This is a genomic window from Peptoniphilus senegalensis JC140, from assembly GCF_000321025.1.
GTDB lineage: Bacteria > Bacillota > Clostridia > Tissierellales > Peptoniphilaceae > Peptoniphilus_A > Peptoniphilus_A senegalensis.
On record NZ_HE610718.1, the window covers coordinates 619,754 to 636,303 of the forward strand.

The following is a 16,550-nucleotide window of genomic DNA, read 5'->3' on the forward strand; positions in this document are numbered from 1 at the left end:
AAGGAGGAAGTATGAATTATTTAGAAACTTCAAAGGAATTGTTAGAATTTATTAAAAAGAGTTCAAGTATGTTTCACACAATTGATACTGTGAAGTCATATCTTGACAGAGAAAACTTTATAGAATTAAAAGAAGGCGAAAGCTGGAATATTGAAAAAGGCAAGAATTATTACACAACAAGAAATGATTCTTCAATAATTGCCTTTAAAGTGGGCAAAGATCTTTCAGATTACCACTATCAACTTGTTGCTTCACACTCTGACTCTCCAACTTTTAAAGTTAAGAGTCTGCCAGAATTAGAAGGAGCAGGAGATTATATTAAGTTAAATGTAGAAGTTTACGGTGGACCAATTGATTGGACTTGGTTTGACAAACCGCTTACTCTAGCAGGAAGAGTATTAGTAGAAGAAAATGGTTCAATTGTATCAAAGCTTTTATACATTGACAAAGACATTTTAATTATCCCAGATGTTGCTATTCACATGAATAGAGAAGTAAATAAGGGCTATGAATTTAATAGACAAGTAGATTTACTTCCATTATTTACAGCAGGCGCAATGAAAAAAGGCGACTATGACAAAATGATAGCAGAAGAACTTGGAGTTGAAGTAAGTCAAATTATTTCCAAAGATTTATTCCTAGTAAATAGACAAGATGGAAAAGTTTGGGGTTACAAAGATGAATTTATTTCATCGCCAAAACTTGATGATTTAGAATGTGCCTTCACATCCCTAAAGGCATTTATTACAGGAGACAATGATAAAGCTGTAAATGTATATGCTTGCTTTGATAATGAAGAAGTTGGTTCAAATACAAAACAAGGTGCCATGTCTACCCTACTTCATGATACACTAAAAAGACTTAACGCATCCCTTGGCTTTGATGAAGAAGAATATCACAAGGCAGTTGCAAAGTCATTCCTTGTTAGTGCAGACAATGCTCACGCAGTTCATCCAAATCACAAAGAATTAACTGATGATGAAAATAGAACTTTCATGAACAAGGGAATTGTTGTAAAAGAAGCTGCAAATCAAAAATACACATCAGATGCTTTTTCACAAGCAGTCTTCAAAAAGATTTGTGCCTTAGCAGAAGTTCCAGTACAACATTTTGCTAACAGAAGCAATATGCAAGGTGGTTCAACACTAGGAAACTTATCAAACACACAAGTGTCACTTCATGCAGTAGATATTGGACTTCCACAACTTGCAATGCACTCAAACTATGAGACAGCAGGAGCAATGGATCCAGTTTATATGATTAAGGCACTTACAAAATATTATAATTCAAATATAAAAATTGACGGAGCATCAAAAATTTCTGTCGAAGAATAATAGAGTATTAAAAACATTTGAATAAATACTTTTTGGAAAGAGAGCAGGCTTTGGCTTGCTCTTTTTCTTTGTAAAAATTTTATTTTGACAGAGAGTTAACTTGTTGGATCTAAATAAATCTCGGCTACTTTATATTATGCTTTCAATTTTTATTGTGAATATCAATGCAGCCAAGGATAATAAGAGAAATTTAAAGAATAAATAAGTTTAGCTTTAGTACAATTTAATAAATTTATGATATAATAATTCTATTATGATTTGGAGGATTAGTTGTATGCTTTTTTGCCCTGCTTTAACAAATATTTTTATAGACATGGACAATGGACTTGACGACGCAATTTTTGCGACTAATTTTTTATTTAAAAGTTTTTTAGGCTCATCTTTTGATGAGCTTTTTTAATTGGAGGAAGAATGGAAGGTTTTTATTATAACTTTGTTGGGAATTTTAAATTTAATAAAGAGGTGTCAAACTAATGTGTGGAGTTATTGGTATTTACTCACAAAGTAACGTGAGCAAAAAGTTGTTTTACGGACTTAATTCTCTTCAACATAGAGGACAAGAGGCCAGTGGTATATGTGTATTTGACGGGAAAAATATGGTGTTAGACAAGGGTATGGGACTTGTCTACGATAATTTTGACGATGAAAGTTTTATTAAATTACAGGGAAATATTGGTATAGGTCATGTTCGCTATGCTACAGCAGGTGGCTCCTATGAATACAATTCACAACCTCTACTTGCCTTCTCAAAGAATAGAGAGTTTGCCCTTGCTCACAATGGAAACTTAGTTAATCACAAATCAATAAGAAGAGAACTTGAAAATGAAGGTATGCTATTTCAAACTGCAATTGACACAGAAGTAATTTTATCTCTAGTTGCAAAATATTATAAGGGCGACATAATCGAAGCCGTTAAAGAAACTATGGCAAGAATCAAGGGGGCTTACAGCGTTGTAATGCTCTTTGGAGACAAATTAGTTGCCTTTAGAGATCCTTATGGATTTAGACCACTTTTAATTGGCAGATCAAAAAATGGAGAAGTTATAATTGCATCTGAAAATGCACCTCTTGAAATAATTGGCACTGATGCCATAAGAGATGTTGAGCCTTCAGAAATTATTGTTGTCGATAAAAATGGCATTCATTCTGAATTTTTTGAAAAAGAAAAAAAGAACACTGCATCTTTGAATATGTTTATTTTGCAAGAACTGATGCCACACTTGACGGTGTAAACTCTTACAACTTTAGGAGAAGATGTGGAGAAATTTTATCTAAAGAAGCTCCTGTTGATGCTGATATTGTAATTGCTGTTCCAGACTCTGGTACACCTGGAGCAATGGGCTATGCACAAGAATCAGGTATTCCTTTTGCTGAGGGTCTTGTAAAGAATAGGTACATGGGCAGAACTTTTATAAAGCCAACAGCAGAAGAGAGGGAACTTTCTGTTAAGCTAAAATTAAATCCATTAGAAACAGTTTTAAAGGGCAAGAGAATTATTTTGGTAGATGACTCAATAGTAAGAGGAACAACTTCCAAAAATCTTATCATGAGAATGAAAAAGGCTGGTGCCAAGGAAGTTCACATGAGAATAGTTTCTCCACCAGTAAAATATCCTTGTTTCTATGGCATAGACACGCCATCAAGAAAAAAACTTATTGCGGCAAATTATTCTGTTGAAGAAATGAGAGAGAGAATTGGCGCAGATTCACTTGCCTTTATTTCAATGGAAGGTATGTTAGATGCTACTTTGATGAAAGAAGATGTTTTCTGCAAAGCCTGCTTTAATGGAGATTATGCAGTTGAGCCAAAGGAGTTAGTTGAAGATGAAAAACAATGTTAAGAGAATTTATATTGCAAAGAAAGATGAATTCGATCATGAATCAAGAGCTCTTAGAGAAGAAATAAAAGCTTCTTTGGGCATTGATGCTACCTACTTAAAAACTTACAGAAGATACGATGTAGACATATCAGATGAAACTCTTGATAAGACAATGGCATCTGTCTTTTACGAAGGGCCAGTGGAAGATGTTTATTATGAAGACTACAAAAAGTTGGAAGATTCTTTTGAAAATCCAATAGGCATCCAATATCAAGCTGGACAATTTGACAACAGAGAAGATGGACTTGTTCAAACTATTGCCCTTTTCACAGAGGAAAAAGTTAGGGCAAAAGTGACAGAAGTTTATGACATTGGCGGCGTAAATGAAAAAGAGCTTGAAAAAATAAAAAGCTTTTTAATAAATCCTGTCGATTCTCACGAGGTAGATGTTTATGCAGAAACTCTTTTGCGTGAAGATGCTAAGAAAAATCATGAAAATCTTGTCTATGATGGCTTTAATGACTTAGATGAGGAAGGCTTAAAAAAATTCGCCCAGGAAAAATCTCTTGCCATGAGCCCAGAAGACTTAAAGGTTTTGCAAGATTATTTCAAGTCTGAAAATAGAGAGCCAAATGAAACTGAAGTTGCAATAATCGACACTTATTGGTCAGACCACTGCAGACACACAACTTTTAACACTGAACTTGACATTGACTTTGATGTGGTAACTGAACTTGATAAGGAAATAAAAAGAGCCTTTGATACTTATCTTGAAATGAGAAGAGAACTAGACATCAAGAAGCCAATTACATTAATGAGCCTTGGCACAATTCTTGCTAAGGAACTTAGGAAAAATGGCAAGCTTGAAGATTTAGAAGTTTCATCAGAAATAAATGCCTGCTCAGTTAAGATTAAGGCAAAGGTAGAAGTTCATGGTAAGGTTGAAGAACGTGACTACCTACTTATGTTTAAAAATGAAACTCACAACCATCCGACAGAAATTGAACCTGTTGGTGGGGCTTCAACTTGTCTTGGTGGTGCCATAAGAGATCCACTTTCTGGCAGATCCTATGTGTATCAAGCAATGAGAGTTACTGGCGCAGGCGACCCTTTCACTCCAATTGAAAAAACTTTAAAGGGAAAACTTCCACAAAAGAAAATTGTAACTGAAGCAGCTATTGGTTATTCATCTTACGGCAATCAAGTTGGCGTTGCAACTGGTCTTGTTGATGAATTATACCATCCAGATTATGTGGCAAAGAGAATGGAAACTGGTGCAGTTATAGCAGCTTGTCCTCTTGAAAATGTTAAGAGGATTGAGCCAAGTGAAGGCGACATAATAATTCTTCTAGGTGGCAGAACTGGCAGAGATGGTATTGGCGGAGCAACTGGCTCATCAAAATCTCACAAGGTTTCTTCTATTCAAACTGAATCTGCCCAAGTGCAAAAGGGAAATGCACCTGAAGAGAGAAAAATCCAAAGATTATTTAGAAATCCAAAGGCAGCAAAATTAATTAAAAAGTGTAATGACTTTGGTGCAGGTGGAGTTTCTGTTGCCATAGGCGAACTTGCTGACTCAATTGAAGTAAAACTTGACAAGGTTCCACTAAAATACATGGGTTTAAAGCCAAGAGAAATTGCAATTTCTGAATCACAAGAAAGAATGGCAGTTGTCGTTGCCAAAGAAGATGTAGATACATTTATGGACTTGGCAGACAAGGAAAACTTGGAGAGCACAGTAGTTGCGAGAGTAACTGGCGATAATAGACTAAAGATGTATTACGAAGATGAAATTATTTGCGACATGAGCTATGACTTTGTAAACCAAACTGGAGCAAAGAGAAAAGAAAAAGTTGAAGTTATTTCTGAAGACTTCCCAGAATTTTTGGAAAATAAAGATGGCGTAGAAGACTTAGAAAAATATTTATCTGACTTAAATATTACTTCCAAGAAAAATATGATAGAAAGATTTGACTCATCAGTTGGAGCAGCAACAGTCCTTCAACCACTTGGGGGCAAAAAGCAAAACACACCAGCCCAAGTTATGGCAGCTCTTATACCAACAGATGATGGCGAGTCAAAGACTGCATCAGTAATGTCTTATGGCTTCAATCCAAAGTTGTCTGTTGAGTCGCAATATCTTGGCGGCTATTATGCAGTTATAGAATCCATTGCAAAACTTGTGGCAGCAGGAGCACCACTTGCTGGCATAAGACTTTCCTTCCAAGAATTTTATGAAAAAATGGACAACAAAAATGCTTGGTCAAAACCACTTAAATCACTACTTGGAGCACTAACTGCATCAAGATATTTTGACGCACCACCAATTGGAGGTAAGGACTCCATGAGTGGAACATTTGAAGATATAAATGTGCCACCGACACTTATTTCCTTTGCAGTAAATACTGTGGACGCAAAAAATATTATCAGTCCAGAATTTAAGGGCATAGGAAAAATTGGTATCATAAGGACAGATAGAGACCACATTGGCACACTTAACCTTGCAGAAGCTAAGGAAAATTTTATAAAATTACAAAATGAAATAAAGAAGGGTAATATAATTTCTGCCGCAGCCATAAACCACAAGGGCACACTTCCACAAATTTTTGAAATGGCAATAGATAATGTTGGATTTGATCTTCAAGTGGAAGATTTATATTCTCCACTTTACGGTTCTTTTATCGTTGAATACAAGGAAGATAGAGACTTTATAGAAAAAATTGGCGAATTTAGAGATGATTTTGAAATGTATGTCAATGGCAAAAAATTAGATGTGGAAAAATTATCTGTGGCTTACCTAAATACAATGGATAAGATCTTTAAGCCAGTGGGCTCAAATAAATTGGGAGAAGTTAAACAAGAAGAAGCTCCAAAGAGAAGGATGAAGTCCAAAAAACCAGTGGACCAAGTAAAGGTAATTATACCAGCCTTCCCTGGCACAAATTCAGAATATGACACAGCAAGAGCCTTTGAAAGAGCTGGAGCAAAGGCAGAAGTTCTTGTATTTAAGAATAAAGATAATGAGAAAGTTAAAGAATCCATAGAAGAATTGGCAGAAAAAATCTCTCATGCACAAATTCTAGCAATTCCTGGTGGATTTTCACTTGGAGACGAACCAGGTGGCTCAGGTAAATTTATAGCAAATGTAATAAGATCTGAAAAAGTTAAGGCAGCAATCGAAAAACTACTTGGCGAAAATGACGGACTAATTCTTGGAATTTGTAACGGCTTCCAAGCCCTAATTAAGACAGGACTTTTGCCTTACGGTCAAATAAAAGATTTGGAAGAAGCTGACCCAACGCTAACATTTAATACTTGCAACAGACACATTGCAAGAATTGCAGACACTAAGGTCATGTCAAATAATTCACCATGGCTAGCTAAACTTGAAGTAGGAAAAACTTACAAGGTGCCAATTTCTCACGGCGAAGGAAGATTTATAGCAAGCAAAGAAAAACTTGATGAAATTCTTGCCAATGAACAAGTGGCAATTTGTTATGAAGATGCACCTAACGGCTCAATGTTAAATGTAGAAGCCTTGATGTCAAAGGACGGAAAAATCCTTGGTAAGATGGGTCACAGCGAAAGAGTAATAGAGGAAACCTTTAAAAACATACCAGATATAGAAATAGAAGACATCTTCACAGCAGGCGTAGAATTTTTTAAGGAAGACTAAAATAAATTTAGATTTATAATTTAGAGATAGGATTTAGGTCCTATCTTTTTCTTTTGCAATTTATTTTTTTATTCTATAATTAAGGGTATAAAGGTTTATGTAATTAATTATAAGGAGGATATTATGGATCCTATTAAAAGAATTAGTAAAATGGAAAAGATTTTAAATGACCACAATGGTGTCATTGATAATTTGAGAGATGCTATAGAAAAGTTTGAAGCTCATCAAGATGAATACAAAAAACTAAGTGATTATTATTCTTCACAAACTTATTTTGATGATTTGGAAAGATATGATAGGGGCGAAATTCCAGAGGATGTACCTTGTGGTGTTCTTTCTGAAGATGCTGTCTTTGATCTTTTTGGCGAAAATTTCAATGTTGCAATAGAGATGCTTGAACTTGCCACAGAAGTTTTAAAATATCGTTAATTAAAAAGCCACAGTGATGATTATTCATAACTGTGGCTTTTTACCTTTACTTAAAGTTTTTGTTTATTATTTCTCTTATAAAGTTATTTATAAAACTCAAAACTATACTTGCCCAAAAGGCTGTGCCAAAGCTTCCAATAGATGCAGAACCTACAAGGTTAAAGGCAATTTCTAAGACTACTGCATTTATAACTAATGAAAATAGTCCAAGACTTACTATTGTTATTGGAAATGATAAAACTTTTAATATTGGCTTTATTGTCAAGTTTACAAGTGAGAAAATTATTGCCATTCCTATAAAGGCACTTGGTTTTGAAAAATATATATTTTCAAATATCATGTCTAATATGTAAAAGGACAAAAAGTTTGCCACTAGAACTCCAAATATCTTCTTCATTTCTTCCTCCTTTATCGTATTTCTTTAAGTATATACCCAAAAAGTCTACTTAATATAAAATTTTTTAAAATGTATTTTTTGTGTTAAAATGTAATCAAGATACAAGAGGAACAAGAGGAGGTCACAATGAGAAAGTACAATTACGGATCTATTATCTTAATACTTATAGCCAATGGAATAATTGTTGGAATCTTGCAAAACATTTTTGACGGCAACTTGTCAATTCTTGGAGGCTTTGTCACTTTTATTACTGACTACATAATTTGCAGGGGACTTCTTTATAAGAGAGAGGGAAGTTTTTCTGAATATTTTATGGGAATAAAAACCATGACAGGCAAGGTCTTTTTAATGAACATCTTAGTGGGAGTTATAACTGTCATCTTACTTATGTTTGCCCTACTTATATCAGGAGCAGGATTTTTATTTACGCATTTTGCAATAAATAATACAAGGGTTTTAATAATCGCAATAGTTTTAATCGTCCTAATAACAATTCTTTTATCTCTTCTTTTTGCCTATGTGAACTTTTTTATGGCAGATGAGAGATACAGGGACCTTCCATTTTTTGATTCTTTTATGCTCATTATAAGGGCAGGTTTAAAATTATTTAAGGAAAGTTTTATGGCAGGTCTTAGAGCCTATAAGATTTCCTTATTAACAGGGCCCGTAGCCCTTGTCACAGGAATTTTATCTCTTAAAAGTCCATCAGGGCTTATATTTACATTTTTATTTGGTGGAATTGCTGCTATCGCTTTTTTCCTTTGCACACCAAGATTTCGTGCAAGCCTAGCTGATATTTATGAAGAAAACAATGAGGGAATTTATTCCAAGTCAGTTGAAGAAGATTTATAAAAAAAGAAGTCACCTTGATAGTGGCTTCTTTTTTTATATCCTTAGTATTGGCTTATGTCTTCAACTGTTTCTAAGGTGCCTATATATTCCCCATCCTCATAGACTGCAAGGTACTTAACAAGGATTTTCTTCCCCTTAATATTCCTGCACATTACCAGACGGTCCTTCCTCTTGTTTTTAAAATCATCAAGCAAGGACTTAACCATTGGCACAACTTTTGGTGGGTGGCAAGAAGTTACATCCCTATTTAAACAGGACTTAGGCCTAGGGAAAATCTTGTTTTCGCCCTCAGAATAAAACCTAACCAAGTCATCTTTATCTATAAAGGTAAGCTCAGCATCAAGGGTCCTTAGAATTTGCATGACCTCATTTAGCTTTAAACTTCCAGTTTCAAAGTCTAGACTTCCAGAAGAAATTTTTTCTTTTGGGGAAATTTCTTGAGGCTTGTAGTCCTTCCAAAGAGGAAGCTCATCCACTAGGTCTAGTCCATACTCCCCAAGGTCACCATAAATTTTATTCCACTCTTCTTCTGTGAAGTTTTCCTTTAAAAGTGGGAAGAGAATATTTTCTTCCTTATAAATCATTTCATAAACCCTGTCTAAAATTTTATTGAGGTCCTCTGGATTATAAGAATTTGCCTTAATAATCTTTGATAGGTCCCTTTTTATCTCATCGTCAACAGCCCACATAACATCACTTGGGCCACTTATCTTGTACTTTGTCTTCAAAAGAGGGTAGATAAGTCCAGCCTTTTTTCCATAGTGAGAATTAATTTTTAAAAGGTCACTTATCTTTTTTATCTTGTCTTCACCTTCCTTAACCTCATCAGCCAAGGACTTAATTTTTTTATTTTCTAGGCTTAAAATATTTAAGGGATGGCCAGGAATTTTTTCAAGGTCCTTTTGGCTCTCGTCTATAATATTGCTTTCGTGGAAGAGGGCGGAGTGGATGTCGCAAAGTTTTTGAACCTTTTCAAGGGGAAGACCACTTTTTATTAGGCTTTCTTCTGCCGCAACAATTTCCTTTGAAGAAACATCCTTAAAATTTTTAACAAAGTCACTTCTAACAGCCTCCAGGTCCTCGCCCTTGGAAACTCTTTCAATATAGGACTTTAAAAGCTCAAGCCTCTTGCCTTCATCTGAAGGATTATCTTGAGAATCTTCATCTTCAATGATATTAAAGCCCCCTTCCTTCAATTTTTCCCTAATTATGTCGAGGCCAATATTTTTTATTCCAGCTCCCTTTTTTATTGAAATGAATTTTCCGACACTAGAAAGTGCCAAGGGATTTGTAATCTCACTAAAACCAATATCCTTTAAAATATTTTTCAAGTCAGGATATTTTTCCACAAGACTTGCCACAGGTTCATTTATACTTATATTTTTCATACTTCCTCCTATAATTTATTTTTTAATTTATATACCCAAAGGGAGTCTTAATGTAAAAAAGTTTTTTAAAAATATCTTTTGTGATAAAATAAAGTTATACATAGATAGGAGGTTACTATGAGAAAATTTAATTACGCTTCAGTTATTCTTTTAATGATTTTAAGTGGAATTATTAGTGGGGTTTTTGAAAAAATTTATGATGGAAATCTTTCTATAATTGGAATAATATTTACTTGGATTATTAATTACATAATCTGTAGAGGTCTTTTATACAACAGAGAAGGAAGTTTTAGTGAATATTTTAGAGGAATAAAGACAATTACGGGAAAAGTTTTTTTGATGAATATTTTAGTTGGAGCAATAAGTGCCCTTGGACTTATATTTTCAACTATAACTTCAGGAACTGCTGCTGTATTGACTGATTCTGGCATGAGAAGTTTTATATTCATTTCAATTTTATATATGTTAGTAACAGCATTCTTTTCTATTATTTTTGCCTATTTAAATTTTGTCATGGCTGATGAGAGATATAGGGGCCTTCCCTTTTTTACTAGCTTAAAACTTATTCTAAAGGCAGGCTTTAAATTATTTTCTGAAACTTTTATAATGGGCGTAAAAGTTTTTAAGGTTACAATTATTTCTTTAATTGTGGCACTTGTTATGATAATTCCTGCAAAGTCTATGCCAGAGTTTTTAACAATCTCCGTTATTGCCATAATGGTTGCATCATTAGCAGCTGTTATTATGGGACCAAACTATATTGCAAGGCTCTCTGATATATACTTGGACAATATAGAAGGCATTTACGATGACATGAGAGAAGATACAGAAATTATATAAGGCTTATAAATTTTCCACTGCTTAATGTAGTGGATTTTTTTATTCTTAATAGAAATTTAAGAAAGTTTACCATAAATTAATAAAAAAGTATTTGATTTAATGTTATTATAGAGGAATGGAGGAAGTATGTTAGTTAATATTTTTCACGGTATGACAATGGCCCTTGCCGATTCTGTACCTGGAGTGAGCGGCGGCACCATTGCTTTTATACTAGGTTTTTATGATAAATTTATTGAAGCTCTACACGAGTTTTTTGAAGGAGAAAAGAAAGAGAGAAACTCAGCCTTTTTTTATCTCTTAAAACTTGGCCTTGGTTGGGTCTTTGGACTATTTTTAAGCATTTTTTTCTTGTCAGAATTATTTCAAAGTGAAATTTATTTTATGTCATCAGTATTTTTGGGGCTTACAATAATGTCTCTTCCCTTTTTAATAAAAGATGAGAAGAAAATTTTGAGAGAGAATAAAAATAATTTTTATTTTATTTTTATTGGCGTAATAATTGTTGTTCTCTTAGTTTATTTTAAGGGCAAAAGCAAGTTCATTGGAAATTTTGATTTAATAAATCCCAATATTTTCGAATATTTTTATTTATTTTTATCTGGTGCTGTGGCAATCTCTGCCATGGTTCTGCCAGGGATTTCAGGCTCTTCGATTTTACTAATAGCAGGAGTTTACATTCCAGTAGTGGAAGCTGTGGGGGAAGTCCTTCGCTTTAATTTTGAAAAAATTTTGCCACTCATTGTAATGTCTCTTGGAATTTTATTTGGAATTTTTATGTCAATTAGGATAATAAGGGACAAGATGAGAAAAAGTAGAGACAAGATGCTCTATCTTATTCTTGGCATGATTGTGGGCTCCCTTTATGCCATAGTCATGGGTCCAACTACTGTCGGAGGAAATTTGCCATTAAGTAGAGACACTTTTAGCCTACTTGGTTTTGTTGTTGGAATAGGAATTTTATTTATTTTAGAAATAATAAAGATGATGACTGATGTCAAAAAAAATAAGACTGTGGAAAATTAATCCACAGCCTTTTTTTCTGTAAAATATTAAAATTTAAAGACTTTTTGCAGAAAAAGTATCCCAAGCTGAAAGGTTACCTGCTTCATAACCCTTTTTGAACCAGCGAGTTCTCTGTTCACTTGAACCATGAGTGAAGGACTCTGGTCTCACATAACCTTGAGATTTTTTTGCAAGGTGTCATCGCCAATGGACCAAGCAGCTGATATTGCCTCATCAATATCTCCTGGATCCAGATAACCCTTGTCCTTTTGATATCTTGCAACTACGCCTGCAAGGTAGTCTGCTTGAAGTTCAAGCCTAACTGTGAGTGCATTCTGTTCTTTTTCAGATAATTTTCCCATCATCTCTTGGTACTGGCTCATAATTCCTGTAACTTGTTGGACATGGTGGCCAACTTCATGGCTAATTACATAGGACAAGATAAAGTCTCCCTCGTCTGCCCCAAAGTCTCTTATTAGTGAATCATAAAAAGATAAATCCATGTATAGAGCTTCATCTCTTGAGCAATAAAAAGGGCCCATTCCTGCACTTGCAAGTCCACAGCCAGACTTTACCTGACCCTTAAAAATTTTAAGTTTGGGTTCTCTATAATCAATTCCTTCATTTTTTAATATTTCATGCCAGGCATCCTCTGTATCCGCAAGGACTACTGCTGAATAATCATATAAAGTCTTTTCTTTTTCTGTAAGTTCATAATTTTGTGTCCTTGAAGGCTCTGCACTTCCAAAGCCAGAGCGAATGGCATCTCGTGGATTTCCTGTAAGTAAAAAAACTATTAATGCAATGATAAGTCCACCGCCACCAAGGGCTACTCCGCCGCCCTTACTTCTTGAGACATTTGAACTTTGTCTTCGTCCTCTCCATTTCATAATATCCCTCCTTTTAATTTCATACCCAAAATAAACAAAAGAACTCTATTGGAATAATTTTTTATATTTAATATAATAAAATGTAAGTGGTGAAAAGATGAAAAAACTATTTATAATAAGTTCTAAATCTGGAAGGTATTATGACAGAGAATTTGAAAGAGAACTTTTAAAATATTTTGACAAAGACGAAATAAAAATAACGCAGAAAAAAGAGGACACAATTTTATTTGCCAAAGAATTTAAAGACAGTGGTGGCGATATTTTATACATAAAGGGTGGCGATGGAGCTCTATCTGAAGTTGCAAGTGTCCTTTGTGGAAGTGAAACTGCTCTTGGACTTATACCAGGTGGAACAGGCAATGACTTTTCTAAAAATTTTTCCTACAATAACTTTAAGTTAGAAAATATTTTCGAGTATGAAATTTCTCCCATTGATCTCATAGAAGTAAATGGAAAAACTTGTATAAATGTCACTAGCCTTGGCTTTGACACCAATGTCTTGAAATACACTTATGAGCTTTTGAAAAATAAAAAAGCAAATGACAAGGTCGCTTATCTCTATGGAGTTATAAAATCTGTAATGAATTTGGAAAATGTGAATTTAAAAATTTCAGCTTTAGATGAAAATAATGAAGAATTGAATTTATCTGGCAAATTTTTAATTTCAGCTCTTTGCAATGGCTCCTACTATGGCAATGGTTTTAATCCATCTCCTAGAGGCAAGATTGACGATGGTCTATTAAATTTAATTTTGGCAGAGAAGATGAGCCCTCTTAGGATAGCAAGCTTATTTACATCGTACAGAAAGGGAAATCATTTGGGGAAAAGTGGCGTGAGAGAAGTTTTAACTAGGTCAGGAAAAATTTTATCGGACAGAGAATTTTTATATAACATTGATGGAGAAATCTATTCTGCAAAGGAAATTGAATATAAGATTTTGCCCAAGGCTTTGAAGTGGATTTATTTTAAAGGAGTGAGAAAATGAAGGTAGGAGTATTTGCTGGAACTTTTGTGGACACAAAAATGGGAGAAGAAATTTTAAGGGACAGAGGATTTGAAACTTTAAGCTATCCAATTTCAAAAAATCCCAAAGAACAGTCATGCCTCCAATATTACTCAAAAGAAGAGCTGACAAATATCGTTGAAGAAAAAATTGTAGAGGCAAAAAAAGAAGGGGCAGAAAAAATTTTTTTCTATTGCAATTCCCTTTCTGCATCAATTGATGTGGATGCTATATCTCATAGCCAGGACATCCAAATAGTAACGCCAATGGACTTTTATAGGACTTTGGATAAAAAGTATGAGGACATAGTTATTCTTGCGGCAAATTCAAAATCTGCTCATGGCATAGATAAAATTTTGTCAGAAAAAACCTTTAGGAACACAATTGCAATTGGAATTCTTGCTCTTGTAGAAGAAATCGAAAGGAAAACTCCACCAGAAGAAATTGTGAATAAGCTTGGGCTTAAAGATTTATTTAACTTTTTTAACAGGATGGAAAGAAAGCCCAGTGGGATAATACTCGCTTGCACTCACTTTCCTTATATGAAGGAAGAATTTGAAAAATTGACAGAAATAGAAATTTTAGACCCTGCAGAAAACATGATAAAAAGACTAAATGATAGATAACAAAAAGAGCTGTTTTTAGGCAGCTCTTTTGTAATTTATACACATAAGTTGATAAATTTTAAAAAATTGTGGATAAGATTGTATATTTTTTGTAGAAATTCAGTTAATAATTTGAAAATATAGACATTTTTTGTGTTTAATGATAATTTTTTCAAAATGTGCATGAATTGTGCACTATTTTTCAAGACAGATGTTTATTAGCCTGTGGATAATGTGCATAAGATTGGGGATAAAGTAGTTATCACAAAAAGTCCTGTGGAAAAGATTTTTTGAAATCTTTTAATTTTCTTCTAATTCCATCCAAGCTTCATAGAGCTCATCTAAAGTATTTGCAAGGCTTTGACGCTCTATTGATAAATTATTGGCTAGTTGATAATCGCTGTAAGTATCTTGGTCTTGCAGTTTGTCATCAATTGTGGATAACTTTTCTTCTATGTCAGCAATTTCATTTTCTAATTTTTCTTTTTCTTTGCGAAGGGCTTTATTTTTTTTGCGGACTTCTCTTTCTTCACGCTTTTCTTTTGCTATTTCTGTCTTTGACTTGTAGTCATCATCAAGACTTTCAACTTCTGCGGTTTTTTCCAAATAATAATCGTAATTGCCCAAGAAGACATTTATGCCGTCACTTTTCATTTCAAAAATTTTGTCCACAGTTTTATTTAAAAAGTATCTGTCATGAGAAATGGAAAGGACCGTGCCTTCATATTTTAAGAGGGCATCTTCAAGGATTTCCTTTGAGTCAATGTCCAAGTGGTTTGTTGGTTCGTCAAGTACAAGGAAGTTTGCACCCTTTAACATAATTTTTAATAGAGACAGTCTTCCGCGCTCGCCGCCGGAAAGTTCATCGACAGTTTTAAAAATGTCATCGCCAACAAAGAGAAACTCTGCCAAATATTTTCTAATTTGAAAATGTTCAAGCTTTGGAAATTCGTCCCAAATCTCGTCCATGACAGTATTGTCCAAATTTAAGTTGTCAAGCTCTTGATAGAAGAAGGCTATGTCCACATTAGACCCAATTTTTACTGCACCAGAACTTGGACTTAACTCGCCTGCAATAATTTTAAAGAGAGTGGACTTGCCAACGCCGTTGGGACCAATTAAGCCGATTTTGTCATTTTTGTATACAGAGGCATTTAAGTCGTGAAAAATTAAGTGATCATCAAAGGATTTTGACAAATCTTTTATTTCCAAGACATCTTTTCCTGATGTTTTCTTTGTAGAAAAAGATAAATTTGTCTTTTTATTTGATTGAGGCATTTCGATTTTTTGCATCTTGTCCAGCATTTTCTTCCTGCTCTTGCCTTGTTTAATAAACCTGTCGCGACCAAGGGATAAGTATCTCTTTATAATTTCCTCTTGCCTCTTTATTTCCTTTTGTTGGTCTTCATATTGTCTCTTCAAAACCTCAAAATCTTTTTTTCTCTGCCTCATGTAGTTATCGTAGTTGCCAGAATAAGTTTTTGTAGCGCCCTTTTCAAGTAAAACAATTTTTGAGACAATGTTATTTAAAAAGTATCTGTCATGACTGATTATAATAATCGCCTTGTCAACATCCTTTAAATATTTTTCCAGCCAAGAAATTGCATCAATGTCCAAGTGGTTAGTTGGCTCATCTAAGAGAAGCAAATCTGCATCTTCAAGTAAAAGCATAGCAAGAGCCACACGAGATTTTTGTCCACCAGATAAGGTGGAAATGTCCTTATCAAAATCATCTTCACTAAAGCCTAGACCAATTAAAGTTCCCCTAATTCTTGAATGAAAAGAGTAGCCATCTCTCTTGTGAAACTCGTCTTGCATCCTTTGATACTTATTTAGTTCTTCTTCCAAATTGTCTGGATTTTCAGCAATAATATGTTCTTGCTCTCTCAAACTTTTTTCCAGCTCAATTAAATCAGAAAAAATAGAGAGGCAATTGTCATAAATGCTGCCCTCTTGATGAAGATTTAGCTGTTGCTCTAAGTAACCAATTTTTAAATCTTTTTTTCTAAAAATTTCTCCATCATCATAGGAGAGATTTTCTGTAATTATATTAAAAAGAGTGGACTTGCCACTGCCGTTAATTCCAATAAGGCCAATTTTGTCGCGTTCTTCCACTATTAAACTTGCATCTCTAATAGTTTCTTCGTCAACATAAGATTTTTTAATATTTGTTAAGCTAAGTATTGGCATAATGACCTCCCAGTACATTTTAACAAATAATGAAAATCTTTAAAAGGTAGATAGATGGCTGAAGAAGTTTATTAAGGAAATAAAATCAAAAAAACAGTAAATTTTGATTTTATTTTGTGTTTTCT

Annotated in this window: 12 protein-coding genes and 2 pseudogenes; 10 read left to right on the forward strand and 4 right to left on the reverse strand. The window is 34.0% G+C overall.

Features of this window, described 5'->3' with window-relative positions; all coding sequences use genetic code 11:
- The first annotated feature begins 11 nt into the window (after positions 1-11).
- From PTSHG_RS07400 to PTSHG_RS07420, 5 genes and pseudogenes are all read left to right on the forward strand, one after another.
- Complete coding sequence (locus tag PTSHG_RS07400; protein WP_019108258.1) at positions 12-1,334, forward strand: M18 family aminopeptidase; 1,323 nt, start codon at positions 12-14, stop codon at positions 1,332-1,334.
- Between the two features lie 274 nt (positions 1,335-1,608).
- A complete protein-coding gene (locus PTSHG_RS10240; RefSeq protein WP_019108259.1) occupies positions 1,609-1,734 on the forward strand; it encodes a hypothetical protein in 126 nt (41 codons plus the stop codon).
- Positions 1,735-1,807: 73 nt separating this feature from the next.
- Positions 1,808-3,174, forward strand: a pseudogene (gene purF, locus PTSHG_RS09370) (amidophosphoribosyltransferase).
- The gene (locus PTSHG_RS07415; RefSeq protein WP_019108260.1) at positions 3,158-6,829 is read left to right on the forward strand and encodes a phosphoribosylformylglycinamidine synthase; all 3,672 of its coding nucleotides are present in this window, start codon (positions 3,158-3,160) and stop codon (positions 6,827-6,829) included. Before purF ends, PTSHG_RS07415 begins: the two are co-directional and overlap by 17 nt.
- A 123-nt stretch (positions 6,830-6,952) precedes the next feature.
- Positions 6,953-7,258: a DUF4298 domain-containing protein gene (locus tag PTSHG_RS07420; protein ID WP_019108261.1), complete on the forward strand. Its 306-nt coding sequence runs from the start codon at positions 6,953-6,955 to the stop codon at positions 7,256-7,258.
- A gap of 46 nt (positions 7,259-7,304) precedes the next feature.
- On the opposite strand, the gene PTSHG_RS07425 is transcribed toward PTSHG_RS07420, so the two are convergent.
- Positions 7,305-7,655 carry a phage holin family protein gene (locus PTSHG_RS07425; protein WP_019108262.1) on the reverse strand — a complete coding sequence of 117 codons (351 nt, stop codon included), beginning with the start codon at positions 7,653-7,655 and terminating at the stop codon, positions 7,305-7,307.
- 126 nt (positions 7,656-7,781) lie between these two features.
- Between PTSHG_RS07425 and PTSHG_RS07430 the strand changes: the two genes are divergently transcribed.
- Positions 7,782-8,507, forward strand: a complete 726-nt coding sequence (locus tag PTSHG_RS07430) for a hypothetical protein (RefSeq protein ID WP_019108263.1) — start codon at positions 7,782-7,784, stop codon at positions 8,505-8,507.
- A gap of 41 nt (positions 8,508-8,548) precedes the next feature.
- Here PTSHG_RS07430 and PTSHG_RS07435 read toward each other — a convergent pair whose 3' ends face one another.
- Complete coding sequence (locus PTSHG_RS07435; protein ID WP_019108264.1) at positions 8,549-9,895, reverse strand: DUF438 domain-containing protein; 1,347 nt, start codon at positions 9,893-9,895, stop codon at positions 8,549-8,551.
- A 117-nt stretch (positions 9,896-10,012) separates the two neighbouring features.
- On the opposite strand from PTSHG_RS07435, the gene PTSHG_RS07440 reads away from it, so the two are divergent.
- Positions 10,013-10,735, forward strand: coding sequence for a hypothetical protein (locus PTSHG_RS07440; RefSeq protein ID WP_019108265.1), 723 nt, complete (start codon positions 10,013-10,015; stop codon positions 10,733-10,735).
- A gap of 126 nt (positions 10,736-10,861) precedes the next feature.
- Entirely contained in the window at positions 10,862-11,758 is an 897-nt protein-coding gene (locus PTSHG_RS07445) for a DUF368 domain-containing protein (protein ID WP_019108266.1), read from the forward strand.
- Positions 11,759-11,791: 33 nt separating this feature from the next.
- Here the strand turns inward: PTSHG_RS07445 and ypfJ are convergent.
- Positions 11,792-12,627: pseudogene (ypfJ, locus tag PTSHG_RS09375) on the reverse strand (KPN_02809 family neutral zinc metallopeptidase).
- Positions 12,628-12,724: 97 nt separating this feature from the next.
- On the opposite strand from ypfJ, the gene PTSHG_RS07455 reads away from it, so the two are divergent.
- Both PTSHG_RS07455 and PTSHG_RS07460 read left to right on the forward strand, forming a co-directional pair.
- Positions 12,725-13,612: a diacylglycerol/lipid kinase family protein gene (locus PTSHG_RS07455; RefSeq protein ID WP_019108268.1), complete on the forward strand. Its 888-nt coding sequence runs from the start codon at positions 12,725-12,727 to the stop codon at positions 13,610-13,612.
- The gene (locus PTSHG_RS07460) at positions 13,609-14,256 is read left to right on the forward strand and encodes an aspartate/glutamate racemase family protein (protein WP_019108269.1); all 648 of its coding nucleotides are present in this window, start codon (positions 13,609-13,611) and stop codon (positions 14,254-14,256) included. The genes PTSHG_RS07455 and PTSHG_RS07460 overlap by 4 nt, the downstream gene beginning before the upstream one ends.
- 279 nt (positions 14,257-14,535) lie before the next feature.
- Here the strand turns inward: PTSHG_RS07460 and PTSHG_RS07465 are convergent, their stop codons facing one another.
- Positions 14,536-16,425 (reverse strand): ABC-F family ATP-binding cassette domain-containing protein, encoded by a 1,890-nt coding sequence (locus tag PTSHG_RS07465; protein ID WP_019108270.1) that lies wholly within the window; start codon positions 16,423-16,425, stop codon positions 14,536-14,538.
- Positions 16,426-16,550 lie beyond the last annotated feature (125 nt).

Bases quoted from the DNA above. Each gene is read 5' to 3' on its own strand.
- PTSHG_RS07400 (WP_019108258.1), top strand. From the start codon at position 12: ATGAATTATTTAGAAACTTCAAAGGAATTGTTAGAATTTATTAAAAAG.
- PTSHG_RS10240 (WP_019108259.1), top strand. From the start codon at position 1,609: ATGCTTTTTTGCCCTGCTTTAACAAATATTTTTATAGACATGGACAAT.
- PTSHG_RS07415 (WP_019108260.1), top strand. From the start codon at position 3,158: ATGAAAAACAATGTTAAGAGAATTTATATTGCAAAGAAAGATGAATTC.
- PTSHG_RS07420 (WP_019108261.1), top strand. From the start codon at position 6,953: ATGGATCCTATTAAAAGAATTAGTAAAATGGAAAAGATTTTAAATGAC.
- PTSHG_RS07425 (WP_019108262.1), bottom strand. From the start codon at position 7,655: ATGAAGAAGATATTTGGAGTTCTAGTGGCAAACTTTTTGTCCTTTTAC.
- PTSHG_RS07430 (WP_019108263.1), top strand. From the start codon at position 7,782: ATGAGAAAGTACAATTACGGATCTATTATCTTAATACTTATAGCCAAT.
- PTSHG_RS07435 (WP_019108264.1), bottom strand. From the start codon at position 9,895: ATGAAAAATATAAGTATAAATGAACCTGTGGCAAGTCTTGTGGAAAAA.
- PTSHG_RS07440 (WP_019108265.1), top strand. From the start codon at position 10,013: ATGAGAAAATTTAATTACGCTTCAGTTATTCTTTTAATGATTTTAAGT.
- PTSHG_RS07445 (WP_019108266.1), top strand. From the start codon at position 10,862: ATGTTAGTTAATATTTTTCACGGTATGACAATGGCCCTTGCCGATTCT.
- PTSHG_RS07455 (WP_019108268.1), top strand. From the start codon at position 12,725: ATGAAAAAACTATTTATAATAAGTTCTAAATCTGGAAGGTATTATGAC.
- PTSHG_RS07460 (WP_019108269.1), top strand. From the start codon at position 13,609: ATGAAGGTAGGAGTATTTGCTGGAACTTTTGTGGACACAAAAATGGGA.
- PTSHG_RS07465 (WP_019108270.1), bottom strand. From the start codon at position 16,425: ATGCCAATACTTAGCTTAACAAATATTAAAAAATCTTATGTTGACGAA.